At 66.6% G+C, this 24,134-nt stretch carries 22 protein-coding genes, 1 tRNA gene and 1 pseudogene; 5 read left to right on the forward strand and 19 right to left on the reverse strand.

The window, feature by feature from the left end; genetic code table 11:
• Positions 1-224: 224 nt before the first annotated feature.
• Both FFI87_RS00105 and FFI87_RS00110 read right to left on the reverse strand, forming a co-directional pair.
• The gene (locus tag FFI87_RS00105) at positions 225-548 is read right to left on the reverse strand and encodes a hypothetical protein (protein ID WP_138846929.1); all 324 of its coding nucleotides are present in this window, start codon (positions 546-548) and stop codon (positions 225-227) included.
• Between the two features lie 132 nt (positions 549-680).
• Complete coding sequence (locus FFI87_RS00110; protein ID WP_138846928.1) at positions 681-1,121, reverse strand: hypothetical protein; 441 nt, start codon at positions 1,119-1,121, stop codon at positions 681-683.
• Between the two features lie 572 nt (positions 1,122-1,693).
• Between FFI87_RS00110 and FFI87_RS00115 the strand changes: the two genes are divergently transcribed.
• Positions 1,694-1,770: transfer RNA gene (locus FFI87_RS00115), tRNA-Val, on the forward strand.
• 229 nt (positions 1,771-1,999) lie between these two features.
• Here FFI87_RS00115 and FFI87_RS00120 read toward each other — a convergent pair.
• Positions 2,000-2,882: pseudogene (locus tag FFI87_RS00120) on the reverse strand (sigma-70 family RNA polymerase sigma factor).
• Positions 2,882-3,358 (reverse strand): carboxymuconolactone decarboxylase family protein, encoded by a 477-nt coding sequence (locus FFI87_RS00125; protein ID WP_138846927.1) that lies wholly within the window; start codon positions 3,356-3,358, stop codon positions 2,882-2,884. The pseudogene FFI87_RS00120 and the gene FFI87_RS00125 overlap by 1 nt, the downstream one beginning before the upstream one ends.
• A gap of 575 nt (positions 3,359-3,933) precedes the next feature.
• Here FFI87_RS00125 and egtB point away from each other — a divergent pair.
• The 4 genes from egtB to FFI87_RS00150 all read left to right on the forward strand — a co-directional run bounded on the left by egtB (position 3,934) and on the right by FFI87_RS00150 (position 7,351).
• Positions 3,934-5,160, forward strand: a complete 1,227-nt coding sequence (gene egtB / locus FFI87_RS00135; RefSeq protein WP_138846926.1) for an ergothioneine biosynthesis protein EgtB — start codon at positions 3,934-3,936, stop codon at positions 5,158-5,160.
• Positions 5,144-6,157 (forward strand): L-histidine N(alpha)-methyltransferase, encoded by a 1,014-nt coding sequence (gene egtD / locus FFI87_RS00140; protein ID WP_138846925.1) that lies wholly within the window; start codon positions 5,144-5,146, stop codon positions 6,155-6,157. The genes egtB and egtD overlap by 17 nt, the downstream gene beginning before the upstream one ends.
• 280 nt (positions 6,158-6,437) lie before the next feature.
• Complete coding sequence (locus FFI87_RS00145) at positions 6,438-6,740, forward strand: hypothetical protein (protein ID WP_006757424.1); 303 nt, start codon at positions 6,438-6,440, stop codon at positions 6,738-6,740.
• Positions 6,741-6,976: 236 nt separating this feature from the next.
• Positions 6,977-7,351: a hypothetical protein gene (locus FFI87_RS00150; protein ID WP_138846924.1), complete on the forward strand. Its 375-nt coding sequence runs from the start codon at positions 6,977-6,979 to the stop codon at positions 7,349-7,351.
• Positions 7,352-7,582: 231 nt separating this feature from the next.
• On the opposite strand, the gene FFI87_RS00155 is transcribed toward FFI87_RS00150, so the two are convergent.
• The 15 genes from FFI87_RS00155 to fliL form a co-directional block, all read right to left on the reverse strand.
• Complete coding sequence (locus FFI87_RS00155) at positions 7,583-10,618, reverse strand: type III restriction-modification system endonuclease (protein WP_138846923.1); 3,036 nt, start codon at positions 10,616-10,618, stop codon at positions 7,583-7,585.
• Positions 10,618-12,636, reverse strand: a complete 2,019-nt coding sequence (locus FFI87_RS00160) for a site-specific DNA-methyltransferase (RefSeq protein ID WP_138846922.1) — start codon at positions 12,634-12,636, stop codon at positions 10,618-10,620. Before FFI87_RS00160 ends, FFI87_RS00155 begins: the two co-directional genes overlap by 1 nt.
• A 347-nt stretch (positions 12,637-12,983) precedes the next feature.
• Positions 12,984-14,114: a porin gene (locus tag FFI87_RS00165; protein WP_041489883.1), complete on the reverse strand. Its 1,131-nt coding sequence runs from the start codon at positions 14,112-14,114 to the stop codon at positions 12,984-12,986.
• Positions 14,115-14,395: 281 nt separating this feature from the next.
• The gene (locus FFI87_RS00170) at positions 14,396-15,073 is read right to left on the reverse strand and encodes a response regulator (RefSeq protein WP_138846921.1); all 678 of its coding nucleotides are present in this window, start codon (positions 15,071-15,073) and stop codon (positions 14,396-14,398) included.
• 12 nt (positions 15,074-15,085) lie between these two features.
• Positions 15,086-16,453 carry a sensor histidine kinase gene (locus tag FFI87_RS00175; RefSeq protein ID WP_012362716.1) on the reverse strand — a complete coding sequence of 456 codons (1,368 nt, stop codon included), beginning with the start codon at positions 16,451-16,453 and terminating at the stop codon, positions 15,086-15,088.
• Positions 16,454-16,526: 73 nt separating this feature from the next.
• Positions 16,527-17,375, reverse strand: a complete 849-nt coding sequence (locus FFI87_RS00180) for an ABC transporter permease (RefSeq protein WP_012362717.1) — start codon at positions 17,373-17,375, stop codon at positions 16,527-16,529.
• A gap of 49 nt (positions 17,376-17,424) precedes the next feature.
• Positions 17,425-18,222, reverse strand: coding sequence for an ABC transporter ATP-binding protein (locus FFI87_RS00185; RefSeq protein WP_006750416.1), 798 nt, complete (start codon positions 18,220-18,222; stop codon positions 17,425-17,427).
• 121 nt (positions 18,223-18,343) lie between these two features.
• The gene (locus FFI87_RS00190; RefSeq protein WP_012362718.1) at positions 18,344-19,348 is read right to left on the reverse strand and encodes an ABC transporter substrate-binding protein; all 1,005 of its coding nucleotides are present in this window, start codon (positions 19,346-19,348) and stop codon (positions 18,344-18,346) included.
• Between the two features lie 143 nt (positions 19,349-19,491).
• Positions 19,492-20,274 (reverse strand): flagellar biosynthetic protein FliR, encoded by a 783-nt coding sequence (gene fliR / locus FFI87_RS00195; protein WP_012362719.1) that lies wholly within the window; start codon positions 20,272-20,274, stop codon positions 19,492-19,494.
• A 28-nt stretch (positions 20,275-20,302) separates the two neighbouring features.
• A complete protein-coding gene (gene fliQ / locus FFI87_RS00200; RefSeq protein ID WP_006750427.1) occupies positions 20,303-20,575 on the reverse strand; it encodes a flagellar biosynthesis protein FliQ in 273 nt (90 codons plus the stop codon).
• 16 nt (positions 20,576-20,591) lie between these two features.
• Entirely contained in the window at positions 20,592-21,353 is a 762-nt protein-coding gene (gene fliP, locus FFI87_RS00205) for a flagellar type III secretion system pore protein FliP (RefSeq protein WP_012362720.1), read from the reverse strand.
• Between the two features lie 36 nt (positions 21,354-21,389).
• Positions 21,390-21,950 carry a flagellar biosynthetic protein FliO gene (gene fliO / locus FFI87_RS00210; RefSeq protein WP_138846920.1) on the reverse strand — a complete coding sequence of 187 codons (561 nt, stop codon included), beginning with the start codon at positions 21,948-21,950 and terminating at the stop codon, positions 21,390-21,392.
• Complete coding sequence (gene fliN, locus FFI87_RS00215; protein WP_012362722.1) at positions 21,947-22,438, reverse strand: flagellar motor switch protein FliN; 492 nt, start codon at positions 22,436-22,438, stop codon at positions 21,947-21,949. The genes fliO and fliN overlap by 4 nt, the downstream gene beginning before the upstream one ends.
• On the reverse strand, positions 22,431-23,429 hold the full coding sequence (gene fliM / locus FFI87_RS00220; RefSeq protein WP_012362723.1) for a flagellar motor switch protein FliM: 999 nt from the start codon (positions 23,427-23,429) through the stop codon (positions 22,431-22,433). The genes fliN and fliM overlap by 8 nt, the downstream gene beginning before the upstream one ends.
• Before the next feature lie 22 nt (positions 23,430-23,451).
• Positions 23,452-23,988, reverse strand: a complete 537-nt coding sequence (gene fliL, locus FFI87_RS00225; RefSeq protein ID WP_012362724.1) for a flagellar basal body-associated protein FliL — start codon at positions 23,986-23,988, stop codon at positions 23,452-23,454.
• Positions 23,989-24,134: the final 146 nt, after the last annotated feature.

The raw sequence follows: 24,134 nt of genomic DNA on the forward strand, positions 1-24,134 counted from the left end.
TTGTCGAATCGCTCACCTTTGGGTTGCACAGGATTTCGATTCACTTTAGGGGGTGATATCCACACCGCCCTCACCAAGTCGATGCACAGGGTTTCGATTTAGTTGCGTTCGGGTTGTTCACACGCGTGAGCGCTTCGTTGGCCAGACCAAGCAGCGTCGCGGTATCGAGCTCGACGGGGCACCCGTCGGTTTGGCCATCCCTCCCACCGAGACATCCTGTTCAACTACCCTTCTTTCTGCACGGCCATTAATTCCCTCAGGCACTCAACGCACGTTGCGGTCAGCAATCCGATGGCTGCTTCCATCGTCTCGTCGTCGTTGAAGCGGTAGACGCCCCCTCCCTCGTACTTACCGCCCAGCGCAAGCACTTTCGTCTCTTCGGATTCGAGCATGTAGCCGGGATACTCGATTTCATCGCGCAAAAGGGTCAACGGCACAATCCGACGGCTGTCGCTCCAGCGGCTGCGATCCCTGACGAGATCGGACACCGCTCGTGTCACAAGCTCACCGCCGACATATCCGTGAGACCGGCAATTTATCAGCGGCATCTCGTCTCCTGTTTCCCGAAAACACAAACTGTCGTGCGAGCAATCCTCGACCACGCCGACTCATCCGGCGCTGCCTCCATCGGTGGAACCGTATCGGCCACCAACTACAACATCTTGACCAGCCGACGCGATTCACTCACCACGAAACCGCATCTCCAAACTCAAATCCCCTTGCCTGGGATCGTAGCGAAACTCCGCCACGCCCCATGAGCACGGCTCGAGTCGCGCCTCTGTGGGATGCGCGCTCACCACAGCCAGTCCCGACGCCTTCGCAATCGACCGAACGATCTTCGACTCTGTGATGCTCGCGTCGAGGAAGCGAATCGCGTCGAACAGGATCAACACGCTCGTCAGACGCCCTCCGATCATATCGATCAAGCATTCGCCCGCATGTCCGCCGAAAGTGATCTTCTGCGATATGCGATAACGCACCGCACCGTTCTCCAACTCCTGCGCCGGCAAACACAGGCGCCGGACGCCCTCGCTCAATCGCCCGTCGTCGCCGACCTCGATACGCACACGGTCGGCGTGAACCACACCGCTTTGCCAATCAACCCGAATCGCCAATGTCATGTCGACAACTCGTCGCATCGTGAATGCCCGCGATTCTACAGACATGACCGTTCGCACATTGACCTCGGGCCTCACAGCCCGCCGATTTGGTTGTCTGCTTGCTGCACGTAGCGCATTGCCTGCCCGGAGCACAGTCGCCCGACTGTGCTTATCCAATGGTGTTAACAGTGTTCGTATACATACGTAGTGATAGTTAACAAGCACGCGGCCTCACAGTGGATAACCACCGTAACGTCCTGAATTTTCAGCTCGAAGCGGAACGCATAACCACAGGCAATGCACACTCAAAGCTCTGTGCAGCACAGAACAACTTTTCGCCGATTCACAGCCGCGCCGACATATCCTCAATCGTTCCACTGGGAATCCAGAGGCTTGCCGGATGGTTATCCAGAGGGGAATGTGGATAACCTCACAGCGCATCGACGTGTTTTGCTGTGACATGAAGACGCGAAGCCGACGTGCTCGCAGCACCGGGCAACGGCCGATCGTCAGCGCGCGCATCCCCGATTCAAAAAATTTTCACGAAGGGGCTTGTGCTCCTCCAAAACCCTCTCTATAATTCGCGGCTTCTTAGGCTCGTAGCTCAGTTGGTTAGAGCACCACCTTGACATGGTGGGGGTCGTTGGTTCGAATCCAATCGAGCCTACCAACGAACAAAATGAAGGGGTCCGGCAGCGCGAATTGCCTACAGGCAATCCGGCTCGCCAAACATACAAACGCCACGCGGCAACTTCGCGTGGCGTTTTTCTTTTTGCGGCCGAAACTGCGCATGCATGTGCACGATGCATCTTGCGGATCCAGTCGCTGCACGTAGCAGGCAATCGACAAAGCAGCGCGCAGAGCAGGGCAGGCGGGCGCATCGCGCCCACCGGCCACCGTCAATGCAGATGCTTCAATTTGTCAGGATTGCGCACGACATAGATCGCGACGATCTTCCCGTCGTCGATGTCGAGCGCGGTCGTCTGCAGCTCGCCGTCGGCCTCCAGCGTGACGAACCCAGGCAGCCCGTTGATGAACCCCGCGCGCACGAGTTTCGACGCATGCGTGGCGAACAGCTCGGCCAGGTATTCGTGCACCTTCATCACGCGTTCGAAGCCAAACACCGGCTTGCCCGCGGCCGCGCGCTTGCCGCCGCCGTCCGAATGCAGGCTCACGTCCTCGGCGAGCATCGCGCCGAGCGCACGCATGTCGCCGCTGCGGGACGCCGCGAAGAACGCCTCGGCCAGCTCGATCCCGCGCTGCTTCTCGACATGAAACCGCGGCCGCGCCTCGCGCACATGCGTGCGTGCGCGTGCGGCGAGCTGCCGGCATGCGGCCGGGTCGCGCTGAATCGTGGTCGCGATCTCGTCGAACTCGAGGCACGAACACGTCGTGCAGCAGAAACGCCGCGCGCTCCAGCGGCGACAGCCGTTCGAGCGCGAGCATCAGCGGCAGCGTGACGTCCTCCTGTTCGTCTTGCTCGACGACAGGCTCGGGCAGCCACGGGCCGATATAGGTCTCGCGCTGGTGCCGCGCGGACTTCAACTGATCGAGGCACATGCGCATCACCATGCGGCGCAGGAACGCCTCGGGCACGCGCACCTCGGTGCGATCGACGTCCATCCAGCGGATGAACGCCTCCTGCACGATGTCCTCGGCGTCCGCGACGGAACCGAGCATCCGGTACGCGACGCGAATCAGCGTGCGACGCAGCGGGTCGAAGCTCGCCGCTGCGTCGGCCCGGTCTTCGGCATTGCCCGTGGCCGGATCGACGCTCGTCATCAGGCCACCATCTTCGCGGCCGCGGCCTTCGCTTCGGCCGGATCGACCCACAGCCCGAAGCCGACGGCAAGCCGGTTCCAGCCGTTGATCACGTTGATCATCAGCGTGAGTTTCACCTGTTCCTCCTGGCTGAAGTGGTCGTTCAGCGCCGCATACGCGGCCTCATGCGCGCCGTGGCCTTCCAACAGCCGCGTGAGCGCGTCGGTCCAGCCGAGCGCCGCGCGTTCGCGATCGGTGTAGCAGGGCGCTTCGCGCCAGGCGGCCAGCAGGTTGATGCGCTGCTCGGTCTCGCCTTGCTCGCGCGCCTCGACGGTGTGCATGTTAAGGCAGTTCGCACACGCGTTGATCTGCGATGCGCGGATCTTGACCAGCTCGATCAGCGTCGGCTCGAGGCTCCCGGCAGCATCGACCGATACGGTCATCCAGCTCTTCATCAGCGCGGGGGCGGCGGCAAACGGATTGAGTTTCGCAGTCATGGTTCCTTCTCCTTTCGTGTGGGTTCCGGTGACATGACGAGCGAGCACCCCGCGCGTGTGACATCGACGCAAAAAATTTTTCAAAGGCGGGGAAGCATGCGGAGTCGAACGTGGCGCCGATGCCCGCGACACCCGCGCGCGAATCGGGATCCGACATCGCCCGCATGACGCCGTTGCTCCGGCGAAGCCGCGCCATCGACCTTTCATCCGCGCCGCGTGGCTGTCACGAGGCGTCGGTAGTGCGCATGCGCAGGCATGCACATTGCGTTAGAGTGGCCGAGCCCCGCGATGACGGGCGTCGACGGTTCGTCATGCCGCCGAGCCGGACAGGGTAAATTCTTTCATTTTTCTTTCGCCTTTGTTTCGCCCGAAATCCGATTCGCGACGTTCACATTTCTGGCCCATACTGTTCTGCACGGGCAGAAGAAGTGATGCCGCATCAGCGGCCCGGCGCGCGCGCCGGCTGCCCGACGACGCAGCAACGAAGGTCGCACGTCAGCCGCGCGCATTCGAGCGCAAGGCTTTCCTTTTTCCGGCAACGCAACGCAGCGAATCGCGACGTGAACGGTAAACCGATGAGCCTCCTTGCATCCCAGCTTCAGCGCCGTTATCAGGACGTGCGCGCCCATAGCATCGCGTTGACCGCGACGCTATCCGCCGAAGATCAGGCCGTGCAGTCGATGCCCGACGCGAGTCCGGTGAAATGGCATCTCGCGCATACGACCTGGTTCTTCGAAACCGTCGTGCTGATGCGCCGCGTGCCCGGCTACGCGCCGTTCGACGCGGCCTTCCAGTTCCTCTTCAATTCCTATTACGAAGCGCTCGGCCCGCGCCACCCGCGGCCGCAGCGCGGGCTGCTCACGCGTCCGTCGCTCGATGACGTGCATGCGTATCGGCAGTACGTCGACGAAGCGATGCTGCGCGCGCTCGATGATGCCGATCCGGCGTTGCTCGCCGCGATCGCGCCCGAGATCGAGCTGGGCCTGCATCACGAACAGCAGCATCAGGAGCTGATCGTCACGGACATGCTGCATGCGTTCTCGTGCAACCCGCTCAAGCCTGCCTTCCGGCCGCGCGACGGCGCCGCCACGCACGCGTTGGCCGCGGGCGACGCAGGCCCGCTGCGCTGGCTGCATCAGCCAGGCGGGCTCGTCGAGATCGGCCACGACGGCGACGCGTTCTCGTTCGACAACGAACGGCCGCGTCATACGGCGCTCGTGCGACCGTGCGAGATCGCGAACCGTCTCGTGACGAATGCGGAATTCGCGGCCTTCATCGCCGACGGCGGCTATGAACGCCCCGAATACTGGCTGTCCGACGGCTGGGCAACGGTGCAGCGGGAAGGGTGGTCGGCGCCCCCGTACTGGATTCGCGACGACGACGGCGATGCCAAAACCGTTCATGCATGGCGTGCGTTCGGCCTGCACGGCGTGGAGCCGCTCGCACCCGATGCACCCGTGTGTCATGTGAGCTTTTACGAAGCGGCCGCCTACGCGGAATGGGCCGGCGCACGCCTGCCGACGGAGTTCGAATGGGAAGCCGCGTTCGGCACGGACGGCATGCAGCAGATGCTCGGGCACGTGTGGCAGTGGACGCGTTCGGCCTACGAGCCGTATCCGGGCTTTCGGCCGCTCGCCGGGGTGGCGGCCGAATACAACGGCAAGTTCATGGTCGGCCAGCAGGTCCTGCGTGGCAGCAGCATCGCGACGCCGCCGGGGCACGAACGGCCGACGTACCGCAATTTCTTTCCGCCGGCCGCGCGCTGGCAATTCACGGGAGTGCGACTTGCGCGAGACGTCTGATCTGACGGCCACGAGCGGTGGCCTGCAACCCGCCCGCGATTCGCGGCCGAGCGCGTTCGAGCGCGATCTGATCGACGGACTGTCGCGCACGCCGCGCAGCATTTCGCCGAAATACTTCTACGATGCGGCCGGCTCCGCGCTGTTCGACCGCATCTGCGAACTGCCCGAGTACTATCCGACGCGTACCGAGCTCGGCATCCTGCGCGACCGCGCGGCGGAAATCGTGCAGCGCGTCGGCCCGCATGCGGACATCGTCGAATTCGGCGCGGGTTCGCTCGAGAAGATCCGCGTGCTGCTCGATGCATGCGCGGACAACTACGCGAACGCGCCGGCGCGCTACGTACCGATCGACATCTCGGCCGACTATCTGCACGGCGCCGCGGCGCGGCTGCGTGCCGCGTATCCGTGGCTCGACGTCGCGCCGATCGCGGCCGACTACACGAAGGCCGAACAACTCGCGGAGCTGACCGAAACGCCGCGCCGGCGCATCGGCTTCTTCCCCGGCTCGACGATCGGCAACTTCTCGCCGGAGGAAGCCGACGCGTTCCTGCGCGACGCCGCGCGGCTGTTGCGCGGCGGCGGCCTGCTGGTCGGCGCGGATCTCGTGAAGGACGAGCGCACGCTGCACGACGCGTACAACGACGCGCAGGGCGTGACCGCGCAGTTCAACCTGAACCTGCTCGCCCGCGCGAATGCGGAACTCGGCGCGGATTTCGATCTCGACGCGTTCTCGCACTGCGCGTTCTACGATCGCGAGCGGCAGCGCATCGAGATGCATCTCGTCAGCGATATCGCGCAGACGGTGCACGTGCGCGGCCACGCGTTCCGCTTCGACGCCGGCGAGCGCATCCACACGGAGAACTCGCACAAGTTCACGATCGACGGCTTCCATGCGATCGCACGGCGTGCGGGCTTCGAGCCCGACACCGTGTGGACCGATGCGGGCAACCTGTTCAGCGTGCACTGGCTGCGCAGCGTCGACGATATTCGCGCTTGAGGTTGTTGGGTCGTTGCGAACCGCTCGCACGACGTGCGTGCGGTGCGTGTGCTGCCCGTGTCGCCGCGACGCGAATCGGCAAAACTTCCCGCCTTTATCGAGTCGACGCGCCTTTGCAACGGCGTGTCGAATCACTTGTCATCCTTGTCCCGTAAGGCTTCGCGGCCACCCGTAATCGTCCGTTACCGCTCTCGCAGACCAGTTTCACCTGTGTCGGCGCAGGGTGCCTAGACTCCGAACCGTATTCACATGAAGCACGACACGTGCAGGGAGTCGCGAGATGAGCAAGAAACTTATTCTCGGTGCAGTTCTCGGTGTAGCGGCGCTGGCAGCTTCGGGCGTCGCATCGGCCCACGTCGACCTGTCGGTCGGCATCGGCGTGCCGGGCGCCTATGCGGCGCCGGCGCCAGTCTATGTGGCGCCGCCGCCGCCGGTCGTGTACGCGCCGGTGGGTTACCGTGACGACGACTGGCGTGCGCGCGAATGGCGCGAACACGAGTGGCGCCGCCGTGAATGGCGCGAGCACGAGTGGCGTGAGCGCCGCTGGCATGACCGCGACGGCTGGCGCGGCGGCTGGAACTGAACCCGCCAACCGGTTCACGAGAACCCCGATCACGACGACATGAGGAGCGTGATCGCATGACGCCTATTTCCTGACGGCCGGCTGCGTAATTCGCCCGTGCGGCCGATCGCCGGCCAATTGATCTGACGAATGTGCGCTGCGCACAGCCACCGTTACGATCATTTACAACGTCGAGCAGCACGGAAACCGCACGTTCGTAGAATGCAATCACTCGAACGCGCTCCAGGGAGCCAACAATGAAAACCCAACGATATCTGTCCGTACTGGCAGCCGCGCTGCTCGCACTCGGTGCCGTTTCCGCGAATGCGGCGGCCGGCGGCAATGGTGGCGGCGGCGGCAACGGCGGTGGTCACGGCGCAGGCGGCTCCGGCGGCAACGCGGGCGGCATGTCCGGTGGCCACATGAGCGGCCAAGCGCTCAGCAACTCGAACGGCTTCCGCTCGGGCGACCGCGACAAGGGCCTCGCGCGAGCCGCCGATCGCTCCGACACGATCGCCGATCGTGCGGGTACGCAGCCGGGCCACGCTCATGGCCAAACGCATGGCCATGCCGCGCATGCATCGACGTCCACGCATCACGCGCATCGCAAGGCATTCGGCCACACGCTGTAAGCGCAGCGCTGCATGGCACGTAAGGGCGCCTCGGCGCCCTTTTTCATGCCTGCCGCGCCAGGCATCGACCCCGAATTGCAACCAGCCGTAACCACGCGCACGAACGCGCGAGGATACAGATCATCGCTTTCATGCGAATGACAGGCGGATCAGCTCCCGCAAGAGACGAGCATCCCAGCGTCGTCGCCGCCCGGCCCATGAAAAAAGGGCGGCTCGTCGCCGCCCTTCGTTTCAGCGTCCCGCGCCTGCCAGTGGCGCGACGGTCGCAGCAGGCTCGAACAACGCCTCCGCCTGCCTGACGCGCACGAATCGCGCGGCATCTTCCCCGTCCACCAGCGCACGGAAATGCGCTTCACCGCACGCGAGCTTCGCGCGCTCGTGCTCGGTCGTCACGTCGCCATCGGCATTCGGCGTATCGACGACGAAATACAGCCGCTCGCCGCCATCCTGCTCCGCGAGCACCGCCCAGTCCGGGTGATAGCTGCCGAGCGGCGTCGGCACGCGGAACCACGCGGGCAGCTTCGCGTACAGCTTCACGCCGTCGTGCGCTTCCAGCGCATCGGCGAACGCACGCTCCGCGTCGGTCTCGCACACGACGGCCTCGTGGATCGACTTGCGCGCATCGGGACGCAGGTTGCGCAGATAGCCGGTCAGCGCCTCGCTCTCGAACGACTCAAGCGCATGCACGTTGCGTTCGCCGAGCCTGCGGTACGCGATGCCCGCGACCAGCGCGAGCCGCTTGCAGCGGTTGATCGCATCGGCGGCCAGCGCGATGAACTGCTGCGGATTCACGCGGAAATCGTCGAGCCGGCCGCTGTCGGCGAGGATCGTCGCGAGCGAGCGGCGCGTGAGCTGCGTGCGGTCCTGCAGCTCGGTGAGCAGGTCGGGCAGCGGCAGCTCGCCTTCGTCGATCAGCACCGTGCCCGCGCCGGCCACCTCGACCGCCTCGATGCCGGCCTTGCCGATGTCGATCTCGGCCTTGCGCCACTGCAGCCGGGCACGCGCGATGTCCGGCGCGTCGCGCAGCGCGGCCGTGCAGTCGCGCACGAGCTTCGCGTTGTCGAACTCGACGCTGTACACGGTGCGGTGGCGGATACGGTCCCACAGCGCGCGGAAGTCGTCGCCGAACACGACAGCCTTGCCCGACGCGTCGCGCCGCAACGCGATCGCGCGCCGCTCGTCCGCATTGCGCACGGCGAAGCGGCCCGACAGCTTGCGCAGCATCGCGACGATCGGCGCGCGCAGCGTCTCGAACGCTTCGGGCAGCACGAGTGCGCTCTGGCGCAGCGCGTCCTTCAGCCGGTCGAGCACTTTGCCCTGCGCGTCGACGTAGCCCTGTTCGTGCAGATGCGCCCACAGCACGCGCGACAGCTCGATGCCGAGCGCATGCGCGGGCCCGTCGCCTTCCTGCACCGGCAGCGCCGCGAACTGGTGTTCCTCGACGATCCCGAAGCGGATGCCCGTATCGGCCTCGATTTCCTTTTGCAGGTTCTCGGCAAACGACTCGTAGCGCTCGGTCGCGATCACGGTCAGCGTGTTGACGCCCGGGTCGCGCACGCGCTCGCCGTCCTGGTCGACGGCGAGGCGCAGCCCGCGGCCGAGCGTCTGGCGACGCTCGCGCTCGGTCTGGATGTCGCGCAGCGTGCAGATCTGGAACACGTTCGGGTTGTCCCAGCCTTCCTTCAGCGCCGAGTGCGAGAAGATGAACTTCAGCGGCGTGTCGAACGACAGCAGCGCTTCCTTCTCGCGCATGATGAGGCCGTACGCGCGCTCCGCGTTCTCGCGTGCGGCGGCGCTGCTCTCGCTCGTGTCGGTCCAGCCGCCCTTGCGGTCGATCGAGAAGTAGCCGTTGTGCGCGCGCTCGACTTCAAGGGCCACGTCGACGCCGTCGAACAGCGCACGGTAAGCCGGCACGCGTGCCGCGCGCGCATATTCCTCTTCGAAGATCAGCGCGTAGTCGCCCTTCACGGGCATCCCGTTCTCGTCGTAGCGGCGATAGCGTTCGACCGAATCGACGAAGAACAGCGACAGCACCTTCACGCCGCGCTCGGCCAGACGCAATTCTTTGTCCAAATGCTCGCGGATCGTGCGGCGGATCATCTCGCGCTGCACGGCGAGCGTGTCGATGTCGCCGAACGCCTCGCCGAGCGACAGGAACGCCTCGCCTTCCGGATGGCGCAGCTCGACGTACTCGGCGCCCTTTACCGCATGGACTTCGCCGACGCGCAGCCCCGCATACAGCGCGCGCTTCGTCAGGCGTTCGAGATCGTCGCCGTCTGTCGCCGACACGATCTGGCGCTTCACGCCGGCCGCGGTCGCGACGTCCAGCTCGATGCGCGCGCTGATCGCGCCGCGCCGGTTCGACACGCCGACGAGCCGCACGTACGGCTTGTTGTGCGCATCCTCGACGATCGCCGACGCGATCTCGATCTGCTTGACGAGCTTGCGCTCGTACGCATCGACCGCGTCGAGCCGGTACACCATGTGATGACGGTCGACGTGCGTCGCCGAATAGCGCAGCGTGCAGAGCGGCGCCATCGCGGCGAGCGCTTCGCGCCCGCGCCCCTCGAGCCCGCCGTCGACGCTCTGCGGCTCGTCGACGATCACGATCGGCCGCGTCGCGCGGATCAGGTCGATCGGCTTCTCGCCGCCCGTCTTCTCGCTGTCCTTGTAGAGGTTGTTGATCTCCTTCTTGTTGATCGCGGCAACCGTCATCACCATGATCTGGATCGCCGCGCTCGCCGCGAAGTGGCGCACCTGGCCGAGTTTCGCGGAGTCGTACAGGAAGTAGTCGTACGGCACGCCCGCATACAGCGCGCGGAAATGGTCCTCGGTGATCGACAGCGTCTTGTGCACGCCTTCCTTGATCGCGATCGACGGCACGACGATCACGAACTTCGTGAAGCCGTAGCGGCGGTTCAGCTCGAAGATCGTGCGCAGGTACACGTAGGTCTTGCCGGTGCCGGTCTCCATCTCGACGGTGAAGTCGCGCGAGCCGGGCAGGCCGGACGGCGGCAGCCCGCCGCGCAGCTGCACGTCGGCGAGATTGCGCGCGAGCGCGTCGTCGGTCAGCGACAGCCGGTTGCCGACGCCTTGCTCCGACACCGCGAAGCCGAGCGAACCTTGCGCGGCGGCCGTCGTGCCGGGCGCGGCGTTCGCGAGCACGCTGAAGTCGCCGCGATACGATTCCTGGCCGCGAAACAGGTCGCAGACGGCGTCGATCGCCTCGCGCTGGTAGTCGAGATCCGCTTCGAAATGCAGCCGCATCACAGGCTCCGCACGCGCTTCACGCCGTGCTGCTCGAGCAGCGCGGCGAGATTGAGCTTCGCGACGTCGTCGACGAAGCCGCTGTCGCGGAACAGGCACGTGACGTCGCGCGTCGCACCGGTCGCGTCGAGCAGCTCGACGATGCCGTCCGAGAGCGGGCCCGCGTCGTCGCGCGAAATGCGCGCATCGAAGCACGCGACGATCGAGCGGCCGATCAGATGCACGGTCTTGCCGGCGACCTGGTGATGCTCGACCGGCGTGCACAGGTCGAGACCGAGCTTCAGCGTCAGCTCGGCGAGCAGGTCGTCCTCGCTGCGGCCGGTCTTCACGTGCTCGACGGACGCGAACAGCGCGTGGTCGAAGTCGTCGCGGCGCGGATCCCACTCGATCACGTTGGTCGTGTCGAGCCGGTACACGCGGAAACCGAGGTCGCCATAGCTTTCCGGATAATCGCGCGCGACCTGCTGCGCGGCGCGGCGCAGGCGTTCCTTCGTGATCTCGGCGAGCGTCGTCGGCTTCTTCAGCTTCGCGCAAAAATCGGCGGCCGCGAGCTGCGTCTTGTCGCGCCGGTCGAGCGTCTCGGGCAGCTGCACGAGGATGTAGCGGCGCGCGCCGCCGTCGGTCGCGTTCACCTGCATCACCGCGTGGCCGGTCGAGCCGGAGCCCGCGAAGCAGTCGAGCACGATGTCGTCGCCGCGCGTGCACCAGCCGATCACGGCCGCCGCGAAATCGACCGGCTTCGGCTGGTCGAACGGGATGCCGAGCGTCTTCAGCAGCGCGTCGTCGGAGCCGGCGAACGGCAGCACCGACGGCACGTTCTCGTACATGTTCTCGTCGAGGTAGTAGATCCGCTGCGGCTGCGTGGTTTCATCCGGGCCGAATTCGATCTGGCCGCGCTCGATCAGCGCTTGCATCGTCGCCGGCGGATTGCGCCAGCCGCGGGCCGGCATCGCGCACGGCTGGCCGGTGACCGGGTGGATCAGCGGCGTGAAATACTCTTCCGGCGCCTTCTTCTTGTTCGGCCATGCCATCGACACGAGGCGGTACACGCGCCCGTCGGCCGACAGCCGGTCGTACATCACCTCGCCGCCGGACAGGTTGGTCTGCGCCTTCATCCACGCGCGGTACGCCTTCTGCGCGTCCTTCGCGTTGCCGCTGCGGTATACCGCGTCGTGCGCGGCGTCGAGCATGCGCTGCGCGTTGCGCTTCGGGCGCTTCAGCGGCGCCTGTTCGAGCAGCGTCTCCGCGTTGCGCGCGAACAGCACCAGCGATTCGTGCTGGTACGCGACGCCGCGCGCGTCGCCCTTCGGATTGCGCTTGTCCCACACGGCCACGCCGAGCTCGTTCTCCTCGCCGAAGATCTCGCGCAGCATCAGCACGAGCGCATGCACCTCGTGCTCGTCGATGTGCACGGCGATCAGCCCTTCGTCGGACAGCAGCGCGTGCGCGAGCTTCAGGCGCGGATACATCATGTTCAGCCAGTCGGTGTGGAACCGGCCGTTCGCCTCGGTATTGGTGCTGCGCTTCACGCCGCCGTCGGTCTGGCCCGTCATCGCCAGGTAGTGGCGGATGCTGTCGCTGAAGTCGTCCGGATAGACGAAATCGCTGCCGGTGTTGTACGGCGGGTCGATGTAGACGAGCTTCACCTTGCCCGCGTAGCTCTTGTGCAGCAGCTTCATCACGTCGAGGTTGTCGCCCTCGATCACGAGATGGCGCGTGTCGTCCCACGCGACGCTGTCGTCGGGGCAGGGGCGCAACGTGCCCGTCGACGGCGTGAGCGCGGCCTGGCGCGCGCTGCGCTTGCCGTGCCAGTGGAAGCCATAGCGCTCGTCGGCAGCGCCGACGGTGCGCTCGCCGACCAGCGCCTTCAGCACGTCGACGTCGACCGACGCGCCGTCCGGGCCTTCGGTCACGAGTTCGGGGAACAGCGCCTTCAGGCGCGCGACGTTGTCGGCGATGAAATCCGTCGACATCGCCTGCGGGCTCTCCGCATCGAGTTTCTGCATCGTTTTTTCCATCGGAGCCCGGCCGCGTGCGCCAGGACGTCGGGCGCACTCACGGCACCGGCGGCAATGGCCGCCCGGGCAAACCCGAAACGCTAGCGAGTCGGTCGGCGCAGGTCAAGCACCGATGCGAGGCGATCGTGCGCGCATCGGCCGCGATCGCCCGCCCCACGGGCCGCAAGCGGCTTCGGACCGGTTGTCGCGGCGGTGGCCGGAGGGCGTCTGGCGGGGCCTGCCGCGCGGGCTGAAAACGACGAAAAAAGGGCACGGTCGGCGCAGTGCGCCGTCGTGCCCGCATGGAGAATCCCGGAGGGAGGGCAAGGCGGGGCCCGACGGCCCCGCCCGGATGGCCGTTCCCGAGGTCAGAAGCGCGTGCGGATGCCCGACGTGAGTTCGAGCTGGTTTTTCGCGCCGAACGTCGACGACACCGTGTAGCCGCCGTGCAGGCGCATGTAGTCGCCGGCCAGGTACAGTTCGGTACGCTTGCTCAGGTGGTAGAACACCGACCCGTAGATCGTCTCCTTGAAGCCGTTGCCGACACCGTTGGTCAGGCTGAAGGCTCCGAGGTTCGCATTCGGGACGAAGCCGTCCGCGTTGTACGCGGCGTTCTTGACCCGCATCTGCTGGTAGCCGAGCTCGTAGTCGAGCGCGCCCTTCGGCGCGATCTTCATCGACACCGTCCACGAATCGTCGTGACGCTGGCCGAGCGAGCCCTGGTCGCCGTTGTAGCGGAAGTAGCCGGCATTCAGGCGCACGATGCTGAACGTATAGTTGCCGCCGACCGAGAACGTCTGGTTCCGGAAGCCGCCGTGGTTCACGTGGTTGTAGAAGCCCGACACGGCGAACGGCCCGCCGTTGTAGCCGAGCGCGACCTGGTACGCGGAACCCGTCGCGAACGCGGTCGAGTTGCTGAACTGGTAGCCGGCGCTCGCGAAGATGCCGTTGCTGAACAGCTTCTTCCACGCGAGGCCGTTGTTGTAGCGCGTGCCGGTCGGGCCGGCCGCGTAGAAGATCATCTGCTTGAAGTTGTTCGAATTGGTCCAGCCGCCTTCCTCGGTGGTCAGCTTCGCCGAGCCGTATGCGTCGCCGTAGATCGCCGCTGCGTCGCGCGCGATCGTGTTCTGGAAGCCGGCCGTCAGCTTGCCGAAACGTTCGTCCTCGACGCCGACCCATGCGTCGCGGTCGAAGATCTGGCCTTCGTCTTCCATCTGGCCGTTCGCGACCACGAATTCGCTTTCGAGGCGGAAGATGATCTTCGTGCCGCCGCCGATGTCTTCAGCGCCTCGCAGGCCCCAGCGGCTGCCGCTGAACCACGGCTCGCCTTCGTTGCCCATCCCGATCACGTGTTTGCCGTTCGCGTCGGCGTGGGTCCGGTAGGTCGGAAAGCTCAGGTCCATCAGGCCGTAGAGCTGCACGCTCGATTGCGCATGCGCCTGGGTGCCGGCGCACAGGCCAGCCGCCGCGATGGAAAGGGCAAGGGTTTTTCGTTTCAAGATCGTCTCCTCCGAGCTGCCGCATTGAAATCTGTTCGTCGGCAGTACGTAATGTATGCCGGATGTCGCCGACCACAGCGAGAGGCCGACGCATAGCATCGTAGAGGGTGCAATCCTTCACGCCGCTTTCCCGGAGGAAAGAATCGGATCGGTGAAAACACCGAACGCGCAATAATCGCGGCTCGGGCAGGCGGGGGAGCGCGAGCCCGACCGACAGCCGGTGGGCCAACGATACGTTTCGTGCTACGAATCGATGTTCAGCGGCAGGGCAATAGCCCCCGTCAGACCTGCGCGTTTTTCGCGCGCAGGATATAGCCGAGCCCGCGCAGCGTGATGATCTCGGCCGTGCTGAGCGCGAGATGCTTGCGCAGCCGGTGGATGTAGATGTCGATCGCATCGGCGCTCGGTTCGTCGTCGAGCGCGAACACGCTGTCCATCAGCCGCGCCTTCGACACCGTCTTGTTCTGCTGCAGCATCAGCGTCTCCAGAATCACGTGTTCGCGGCGGCGCAGCGCGAGCACCGCGTCGCCGCAGCGGAATTCGCGCGTGCCGAACGCATAGACGAGATCGCCGCACACGAGCTGCGTCGTGGCGACGCCCGCCTGCCGGCGGATCAGCGCGCGGATCCGTGCAACCAGTTCGCGCGATTCGAACGGCTTCACCACGTAATCGTCGGCGCCCGCGCCGAAGCAGTCGACCTTGTCGTCGACCGAACCGTGCGCGGTCAGCATCAGCACCGGCACGTTGTCGTTGCGGCGCCGCAGCCGCGCGAGTACTTCCTTGCCGCTGATGCCGGGCAGCCGCATGTCGAGCAGCACCGCGTCGTAGCGCTCGGTCTTGAGCACCGTGTCCGCGCGCTCGCCGTCGCCGACGCAGTCGACCGCGAAATCCTCGCCGCGCAGCAGATTCACGATCCAGTGCGCGAGTTCGGCGTTGTCTTCGACCAGCAGGAGTTTCATGACGGCATCTCTTCAATCAAAGGCGGGCAGCCGCACAGTCACGACGATACCGCGATTACCTGGCCCCGGCGCGAGCGTCGCGCTGCCGCCGTGCGCCTGCGCGATCTCGCGGACGATCGCGAGGCCGAGGCCCGAGCCTTCGGTGTCGGCCGCCACGCGGTAGAACCGCTTGAACACGTGCGGTCGCGCTTCGGCCGGAATGCCGGGGCCGTTGTCGACCACGTCGAGCACGACCGCGTCGCCGTCGCGCCGCGCGACGACCGTCACGCAGCCGCCCGGCTGCGTATAGCGCACCGCATTGTCGACGAGGTTCATCACCAGCGCGGTCAGCAGGCTGTCGCTGCCCGCGACGTCGAGCCGTTCGCCGAGATCGGCGCCGAGGTCGATGTCGCGCCGCTGCGCGAGCACGATCGTTTCCTCCAGCACGCTCGACACCACCGCGGCGAGATCGACGCGATGCGTGAGCAGCGTCGGCGGGGTCGCTTCCGCATGCGCGAGCAGCAGCAGCTTGTCGGTCACGTCGGCCATCTTGCGGCTGCTGCGCTGCATGCTGTCGAGCACCGACGCGAGGTCCGGATCGCCGTTGCCGCGCTGCTGCGCGTACTGGATCTGCGTGTCGAGCACCGCGATCGGCGTGCGCAGCTGGTGCGCCGCGTCGGCGATGAAGCGGCGCTGCGTGGCCGTGTGCGTATTGAGCCGCGCGATGCACTGGTTGATCGCGTCGACGATCGGCCGCAGCTCATGCTGCAGCCGCTCCGGGCGAATCGGCTCGAGCTCCATCGGCCCGCGGTCCGCGACGTCGTCCTTCAGCTTCATCAGCGGGCGCAGCTCGAGCGTGAGCCCGAGATAGACGAGCACGATCGCGAGCACCAGCATCAGCGACAGGCGCACGAGCTGCGGCCGCCAGATCGTCGCGACCATCGCGTCGTACGAGCGCGTCGTCTTCGCGACGACCACCGTGACCGTCTCGACCTGCCCCTCGTCGTACAGCTGCCGGTCGTAGGCGGCCGCGCGCAACGGCAGGTCGTCGAGCGTCGTGGCGTACAGCGTCGGGGCGACGCCGTGCCGGGCGGGCGCCTCGAGCGCCGGGTTGCCCGCGAGCAACCGGCCGTGCCCGTCGATCACCTTGTAGAACACCGAGTCGCGCGACGGCGATTCGAAGATCTCCAGCGCGGCCGGCGGCACGTCGGCGACCGGCAGCCCGTTGCGCCACTCGACGTCCTCGCCGATCGTGCGCGCGGACGCGACGAGCGCGCTGTCCTGCACGAGCGCGGCCGTGCGCCGCGCGGTGTCGTACGACATCGCGCCCGCGATCAGCACGAAAGCCGCCAGCGGCAGCAGCAGCCACCACAGGAGCCGCCCGCGCAGGCTGTGCGCCATTCCTTCTCCTCAATGCCGAACCGCGCCGGGGCAACCGGCGCGGTTCGGGCGTGTCATCGGATGCGTGCGTGGCTCAGAACGCGGCGGGACGCCACTTCAGCAGCCGCTTTTCGACCCAGGTCAGCAGGTAGTCGGCGGCCAGCGCGACCACGGCGAGCACGATCATCGCCGCGAACACGCCGCTCGCGTTGAATGCGCCCTGGGCGGTGGAGATCAGCAGGCCGATACCTTGCTTGGAACCCAGGAATTCGCCGACGACCGCACCGACCAGCGCGAAGCCGAAGCTCACGTGCAGGCTCGCGAGAATCCAGCTCAGCGCGGACGGAATCACGACCGCCGTGGTGATCTGCCGGCGCGACGCGCCGAGGATCTGCGCGTTCGCGATCAGGTAGCGATCGGCTTCGCGCACGCCCTGGAACGCGTTGCCGAACACGACGAAGAACACCATCACGACGGCCAGCGCGATCTTCGACGCCATCCCGAGGCCGAGTGCGATCACGAATATCGAACCGAGCACGACGCGCGGAATCGAGTTGGCGATCTGGATGTACAGGCCGAACACGTCGGCCATCAGCTTGTTGCGGCCGAGCACGATCCCGCAGATCACGCCCGCGACCGAGCCGATCACGAAGCCGATCCCGGTTTCCTCGAGCGTGACCCATACCTGCGTGAGCAGCGGCCCTTGCGACGTGCCGTTGACGAACCAGTCCTGGATCTGCTCGAAGATCAGCGACGGCATCGAGAAGAAGAACGGGTCGATCCACTTCAGCCGTGCGGCGAGTTCCCAGCCGCCGAGCACGACGACGAGCACGGCGATCCGCAACGTGACGATCAGGTTGCGCCGGCGGCGCAGCCGGCGTTGCGCGGCGCGCTCGTCGTCCTCGAGCGTCGTCGCGGTAAGGGCGGTAGTTGGAAGCGTCATGTCGGTCATGCTCCTGTCCTTGCTGTTTGTTGCCATGGCTGCCGTGCGGTCAGCCGATCTGCACTTCTTCGCGCAGGTCGTGCCAGATGTCCTTGGAAATTTCGACGAAGCGCGCGTCGTAGCGCACTTCCGACATGACGCGCGGGCGCGGCAGGTCGATCTCGTACACGCGCTTGAGCGTCGCGGGGCGCGCGGTCAGCACGAACACGCGGTCGGCGAGTGCGATCGCCTCCTCGAGATCGTGCGTGACGAACACGACCGAGCCCTTGTTCGCGGACCACAGCTGCAGCAGTTCGTCCTGCATCAGCGTGCGCGTCTGCATGTCGAGCGCGGAGAACGGCTCGTCCATCAGCAGGATTTCCGGCTGGTTGATGAAGGTCTGCGCGAGCGCGACGCGCTTGCGCATCCCGCCGGAGAGCTGGTGCGGGTAGTGCTTCGTGAACTTGTCGAGGCCGACCTTGCGGATCCATTCCTCGGCCTGCGTGTACGCGACGTCCTTCGAGCGGCCGCGAAACAACGGGCCTGCCGCGACGTTGTCGATCACGTTGCGCCACGGGAACACGGCGTCGGCCTGGAACACGAAGCCGATGCGCGGGTCGATCCCGTCGACCGGGCGACCCATCACGCGCACCTCGCCCGACACCGGCTTGAGCAGCCCGGTGATCAGGTTCAGCGTGGTCGACTTGCCGCAGCCGGTCGGCCCGACGATCGCGATGAACTCGCCGCGCGCGACGCTCATGCTGAAGTCGCGCAGCGCGACGGTGGCCTTGCCTTCCGGCGAAATGAAGCGGCACGACACATTGCGAAACTCGATCGCCGGCGTGCTCGGGGAAACTGCCTGGTTCATCGCATTCGTCCTGCGGGTGAAGAGGGCGCCGCATCGTGGCGACGCCGGGCCGGTCAGCCGGGCCGGAACGGGGAACGCACGGCGGCGGGATCGCCGCCGCGGGCGCCTGTACCGGGATCGATTACTTCGCGTTGACGAAATCGTTGGTGTAGGTGCGCGCCAGATCGATGTGCTTGCCCTTCACCGACGGGTTGAACGCCGACAGCACCTTCAGCACGGTCGCCGGGCCGTCGGCCGGCATCTTCGCATCGGCGGTGTACATCGGCAGCGACGCCTTCAGCGCGGACACGTACAGGCCCTTGTCCTTCTGGTAGTCGGCCGGCATCTTCGCGGCGATTTCCTCGGCGCTGTGCGTATGGATGAACTGCATCGTCTTCGCGAACGCGTGCGCGAGCTTGGTGGCTTCCGCCTTGTGCGAATCGGCCCAGGCCGACTGCACGTACAGGCTCGCGGCCGGGTAGGTGCCGCCGAGCGCGGCGCGCGTGCCCTCGAGGGTGCGCATGTCGACCAGCACCTTCGCGTCGCCCATCTTCTCGAGCGCGGACACGGTCGGCTCGGTCGTCATCCCGGCGTCGATCCGGCCCTGCTTGATCGCGGCGATGAAGCTCGCGTCGGCGCCGACCGGCAGCATCGTGTACTGCGTCGACGGCACGCCGCGCTGCAGCGCCAGGTATTGCGTGAGGAAGCTGGTCGACGAGCCGAGGCCCGTCACGCCGAGCGTCTTGCCCTTCGCGTCGGCCATCGACTTGAAGGTCGGCGCGGCCTTGGTCGAAACCATTTCGACCTCGCCCGGCACCTGGCAGAGCACGGCGATCGCCTTCACGTCCTTGCCCTTGCTCTGCAGGTCGACCGTATGGTCGTAGAAGCCGACGACGCCTTGCACGGCGCCCGCCAGCAACTCGTTCTCGGCGTCGACGCCGGCCGGCTGCGACAGCAGCTCGACGTCGAGCCCTTCGGCCTTGAAGTTGCCGAGCTCCTGCGTGAGCCGCGCGGGCAGGTAGATCAGCTTCGCGATCCCGCCGACCATGATCGTGATCTTGCCGCCGTCTTCGGCGAGCGCGGGGTGAGCGGCGAGCGCGCAGCTCAGGCTGGCCGCAACGGCGAGGGTGCGCAGGATGGGTCGCATCGGGGTCGTCTCCTTCGTTGTATTCGTATGGCGCGATGCTTGCTGCATCGTCTTAACGAGTATAGGGAGGCGAAACCTTCTGCAACCTTTCGTGGGCGGGCGATTCCGTTAGGGGTTTTCCAGCAAGCGATGGGGCCAGCGGACTAGCGCCACCCGATCAGCACCCGCCCCATCGTATCGAGCCCCATGTCGAACAGGTGCGACACGAACGGCACGAGGTTCGGGATCATCAATTGCACGAGCAGCAGCCCGACCAGCATCGTGACCGGAAAGCCGATCTGGAAGATGCCGATCTGCGGCGCCGCGCGGTTCAGGATCCCGAGCGCGAGGTTCGCGATCAGCAGGGCCGCGACCACCGGCAGCGCGAGCAGCAGCCCCATCTCGAACACGGTCGCGCCGAACGCGGCGAGCGTGCGCCAGCCGGGCGCGTGCAGCAGGTCGCCCGACACAGGCAGCGTCTGGAACGACGCGGCCAGCGCCGCGAACACCTGCAGGTGGCCGTCCACCGCGAGGAACGCGAGCATCGCGATCGCGTTCAGGAAGCGGCCCATCACCGGCGTCGCGCCGTTCGAATGCGGGTCGAAGAAGGTCGCGAAGCCGAGCCCCATCGACAGCCCGATGAAGTCGCCGGCCGCCTCGACGGCCGCGAACACGAGCTGCATCGTGAAGCCCAGCGCGACGCCGATCAGGAACTGCGTGACGACGATCCAGATGCCCGGCGCCGAGAACACGGTGACGTCCGGCATCGCGCCGAGCGTGGGCGCGACGACCAGCGCCATGAACGCGGCGATGCCGATCTTCACGCGCACCGGCACCGCGGCATGGCCGACCACGGGCGCCGTCGCGACGAGCGCGAGCATCCGCACGAACGGCCACAGGAAGGCGGTCAGCCAGCCGTTGAGCTGCGCGTAGGTAACCGAGAACATTGAGACGGAACGGAGCCGGGCGCGCCGGTCAGCCGGCGCCGAGCGTCGCGACGTGCAGCAGCGTCTGCCGCAGGTAGTCGAGCATCGTCGTCAGCATCCACGGGCCGGCGATCACGAGCGTCGCGGCCACCGCGAGTAGCTTCGGGATGAACGACAGCGTCGATTCGTTGATCTGCGTCGCGGCCTGGAACAGGCTCACGACGAGGCCGACCGCGAGCGCGACCAGCAGCAGCGGGGCGGCGAGCAGCAGGCCGACCATCATCGCCTGGTGCGCCAGCGTCATCACCTGTTCGGGCGTCATCGCGCGTGTCCTCCGCTTAACCGAAGCTCTGCGCGAGCGAGCCGATCAGCAGCTGCCAGCCATCGACCAGCACGAACAGCATCAGCTTGAACGGCAGCGACACGGTGGACGGCGACACCATCATCATCCCCATCGACATCAGCACGCTCGCGACGACCATGTCGATGATCAGGAACGGGATGAAGATCGTGAAGCCGATCTGGAAGCCGGTCTTCAGCTCGCTCGTGACGAACGCGGGCACCAGCAGCGACAGCGGCACGTCTTCCGGGCCCTGCATCGGCGCGGCCTTCGAGATCTTCGCGAACAGCGCGAGATCGGTCTCGCGGGTCTGCTTCAGCATGAAGGTCTTGAACGGCGCGACGCCACGCCGCACGGCCTGCTCCATCGGCATCGAGCCGTCGGAGAACGGCTTGTAGCCATCGGCGTAGGCACGGTCGAGCACCGGCGACATCACGAAGAAAGTGAGGAACATCGCGAGGCCGACCAGCACCTGGTTCGGCGGCGTCGTCGCGGTGCCGAGCGCCTGGCGCAGCAGCGACAGCACGATGATGATGCGCGTGAAGCTCGTCATCATCAGCAGCATCGCCGGCAGGAACGACAGCATCGTGAGCAGCAGCATCGTCTGCACGCTCAGCGAATAGGTGGTGCCGCCGTTCGGGCCCGGGCTCGTGTTGAACGCGGGCAGGCCGGCCGCCTGCGCGCAGGCGAGCGCGGGGGCGAGGCCGAGGATCAGCGCGGGCGCGAAGCGCGCCGCGCGACGCAGGAATTCGTGTTTCATCGGAATGCAGGTACGGAAAGAGGGCGCGACGCCATGTCAGCGGTTGTCCTTGCCGCGCCCGAAGCGCTTCGCGGCTTCGCCCGCGAGCGCGTCGCGAAACCGCGCGCCGAAGGTGCCGGGCTGGCCGCGATCGGCGGAAGGCGTACCGGCGGGAAGGTCGGCCGGCGCCACCGCCGAGCCGGCCGGCAGCGTATGCAGCAATCGCACGTTGCCCGGCGCGACGCCGAGCACGAGCCAGGTGTCGCCGATCTCGACGATCGTCGCGCTTTCCTTCGCGCCGAGCCCGACGCTCGACACGACCTTCAGCGGGCCGCCGCGCCGCGCGGGCTGGAACCCGAAGCGGCGCGCGAGCCACGCGCAGCCGAACACGAGGCCGATCACGACCGCGAGCCCGACGAGCGTCTGCAGCACCGCGCCGACGCCGAGCGACGGCGCGGCCGAGCCGACCATCACGCTCGACGCGATGGAACCGGCGTTGTTCACCGCGTTCATGTCGGCGGCGCCGGCCGGCACGCACGCGAGCGACGCCGCAATGGCGACGGCTGCCGCCACCGAGGTCGCGACGCGCGCGCGGCGGCCGGACGTCACGACGTTCATCGATTCAGCTTCCGGATGCGTTCGGCCGGCGTGATGATGTCGGTCAGGCGGATGCCGAACTTGTCGTTGACGACCACGACCTCGCCCTGCGCGATCAGGCAGCCGTTCACGAGCACGTCCATCGGCTCGCCGGCCATGCCGTCGAGTTCGACGACCGACCCCTGCGCGAGCTGCAGCAGGTTGCGGATCGCGATCTTCGTGCGGCCGAGCTCCACGGTCATCTTGACCGGGATGTCGAGAATCATCTCGATGTCGTTGTGCGTCGAGCTGGCCGCGGCCTTCGACAGCGGCTGGAACACGCCGGCGCCGGTCGCACCCGCCTGCACCGGCTGCAGGTTCTGCTCGGCAAGCGCGGCGGCCCAGTCGTCCAGGCCCTGTTCGTCTTCCGCCGCGGCCGGTGCCGCCTGCGCGGCCGCGGCCGATTCCGCGAGCGCAGCGTCGGCGAGGGCCTGCGCGTCGAGTTCGGGCGTCTGGTTCAGCTCACTCATATCCACCTTCCTTCATCGTGTCGCTCGCGCTGATCATCTTCTGCACGCGCAACGCATATTGACCATTGAAAATGCCGTAGCCGCATTCCATCACCGGCACGCCGTCGACCTTCGCGGTGATCGTGTCCTCGATCTCCAGCGGCAGCACGTCCCCCGCACGCAGGTTCAGGATCTTCTCGAATGTCGACGGGATCTCCGCGAGATTCGCGCTCAGCTCGACCTCGGCCGACTGCACCTGCTGCGACAGCACGCGCACCCAGCGGCGGTCGACTTCGAGCGCTTCGCCCTGGATCGGCGAGCTCAGCACGTCGCGGATCGGTTCGATCATCGAGTACGGCATGCAGATATGCAGCGTGCCGCCCGTCGGTCCGAACTCGATCGAGAACTGCGTGACGATCACGATCTCGTTCGGCGTCGCGACGTTCGCGAACTGCGTGTGCATCTCCGAGCGCACGAATTCGAACTGCAGCGGCCGCACGCTCTTCCACGCGGTCGCGTAGTGCTCGAACACGAGGTTCAGCAGCTTGCCGATGATCCGCTGCTCGGTGGCCGTGAAGTCGCGGCCCTCGACGCGCGTGTGAAAGCGCCCGTCGCCGCCGAACAGGTTGTCGACGACGAAGAACACGAGGTTCGGGTCGAACACGAACAGCGACGTGCCGCGCAGCGGCTTCACGTGCACCAGGTTCAGGTTCGTCGGGATCGGCAGGTTGCGGGTGAACTCGCTGTACTTCTGCACCTTCACCTGGCTCACGGAGATTTCCGCCGTGCGCCGCATGAAGTTGAAGATGCCGATCCGCAGCAGGCGCGCGAAGCGGTCGTTGATGATCTCGAGGCCGGGCATCCGGCCGCGGACGATCCGCTCCTGCGTCGCGATGTTGTAGGGGCGGACGCCCGACAGGTCGCGCTGCTCGTCGACCGTGTCGGTTTCGCCCGTGACGCCCTTGAGGAGGGCATCGACCTCCTCCTGGGACATGAACTCCTGGTGGCCCATGCGCGCTCCTTTTGCGGCCGCGTTACTGGACGACGAATTCGGTGAACAGCACGTCGTCGACCTTCGCGCGCTGGTTGCCCGGCTGCGTCGGCTGCTCGATCAGCTCGCGCAGTTCCTTCGCGAGCGAACGCTTGCCCTCCGGTGTCGCGAGGTCCTCGGGATGCTTGTTCGACAGCGCGAGCAGGATCCGGCTGCGGATCTCCGGCATGCGCGCGGTCAGCTGCTCCTGCGCCTTCGGGTCGGTGAGCTTCAGCGACAGGCCGACTCGCAGGTAATGCTGCACGCCGTCGTCCGACTGCAGGTTCACGGTCAGCGGGTCGAGCGGGAAGAACACCGGCGCGGCGAGCGGCGCCGGTTCGGCGGGCGCGCTCGCGTGGCCGACGCCCGCCTTGCTCAGGAACACGTACATGCCGCCCGCGGCGGCGGCGGCCGCGCCCAGCGCGATGACGGCGATGAGCGCGATGCGCTTGAACTTGCCGGACGAAGCCGGCTTGTCGGCAGTCGGGTTTGCAGTCGTGGAGGCCATGTGAATGCGTGCGTGATGTCTCGTAGCATGCATTGTTCGGCATCCGGGCCGAGCCCGATGGGCGGAAAAGAGGGGGGAATTGCGGCTATCTCAGCCGATTGTCGGCGGGTGCGGGCTCGCAGCAGGGCTGGAATGGCGGGACGACGACTGGCCCACGCCGCTGCGGCGCGTTGGTAGGG

Origin of the sequence: Burkholderia sp. KBS0801, from assembly GCF_005937855.2 — a bacterium.
In the GTDB taxonomy this organism is placed as follows: domain Bacteria; phylum Pseudomonadota; class Gammaproteobacteria; order Burkholderiales; family Burkholderiaceae; genus Burkholderia; species Burkholderia ambifaria.

Bases quoted from the DNA above. Each gene is read 5' to 3' on its own strand.
- egtB (WP_138846926.1), top strand. From the start codon at position 3,934: ATGAGCCTCCTTGCATCCCAGCTTCAGCGCCGTTATCAGGACGTGCGC.
- fliN (WP_012362722.1), bottom strand. From the start codon at position 22,438: ATGAGTGAGCTGAACCAGACGCCCGAACTCGACGCGCAGGCCCTCGCC.
- FFI87_RS00185 (WP_006750416.1), bottom strand. From the start codon at position 18,222: ATGAACCAGGCAGTTTCCCCGAGCACGCCGGCGATCGAGTTTCGCAAT.
- FFI87_RS00145 (WP_006757424.1), top strand. From the start codon at position 6,438: ATGAGCAAGAAACTTATTCTCGGTGCAGTTCTCGGTGTAGCGGCGCTG.
- FFI87_RS00170 (WP_138846921.1), bottom strand. From the start codon at position 15,073: ATGAAACTCCTGCTGGTCGAAGACAACGCCGAACTCGCGCACTGGATC.
- FFI87_RS00150 (WP_138846924.1), top strand. From the start codon at position 6,977: ATGAAAACCCAACGATATCTGTCCGTACTGGCAGCCGCGCTGCTCGCA.
- fliO (WP_138846920.1), bottom strand. From the start codon at position 21,950: ATGAACGTCGTGACGTCCGGCCGCCGCGCGCGCGTCGCGACCTCGGTG.
- FFI87_RS00110 (WP_138846928.1), bottom strand. From the start codon at position 1,121: ATGACATTGGCGATTCGGGTTGATTGGCAAAGCGGTGTGGTTCACGCC.
- fliL (WP_012362724.1), bottom strand. From the start codon at position 23,988: ATGCATGCTACGAGACATCACGCACGCATTCACATGGCCTCCACGACT.
- FFI87_RS00160 (WP_138846922.1), bottom strand. From the start codon at position 12,636: ATGGAAAAAACGATGCAGAAACTCGATGCGGAGAGCCCGCAGGCGATG.
- fliQ (WP_006750427.1), bottom strand. From the start codon at position 20,575: ATGACGCCCGAACAGGTGATGACGCTGGCGCACCAGGCGATGATGGTC.
- FFI87_RS00105 (WP_138846929.1), bottom strand. From the start codon at position 548: ATGCCGCTGATAAATTGCCGGTCTCACGGATATGTCGGCGGTGAGCTT.
- FFI87_RS00190 (WP_012362718.1), bottom strand. From the start codon at position 19,348: ATGCGACCCATCCTGCGCACCCTCGCCGTTGCGGCCAGCCTGAGCTGC.
- FFI87_RS00175 (WP_012362716.1), bottom strand. From the start codon at position 16,453: ATGGCGCACAGCCTGCGCGGGCGGCTCCTGTGGTGGCTGCTGCTGCCG.
- FFI87_RS00155 (WP_138846923.1), bottom strand. From the start codon at position 10,618: ATGCGGCTGCATTTCGAAGCGGATCTCGACTACCAGCGCGAGGCGATC.
- FFI87_RS00180 (WP_012362717.1), bottom strand. From the start codon at position 17,375: ATGACGCTTCCAACTACCGCCCTTACCGCGACGACGCTCGAGGACGAC.
- fliM (WP_012362723.1), bottom strand. From the start codon at position 23,429: ATGGGCCACCAGGAGTTCATGTCCCAGGAGGAGGTCGATGCCCTCCTC.
- FFI87_RS00125 (WP_138846927.1), bottom strand. From the start codon at position 3,358: ATGACTGCGAAACTCAATCCGTTTGCCGCCGCCCCCGCGCTGATGAAG.
- fliR (WP_012362719.1), bottom strand. From the start codon at position 20,274: ATGTTCTCGGTTACCTACGCGCAGCTCAACGGCTGGCTGACCGCCTTC.
- fliP (WP_012362720.1), bottom strand. From the start codon at position 21,353: ATGAAACACGAATTCCTGCGTCGCGCGGCGCGCTTCGCGCCCGCGCTG.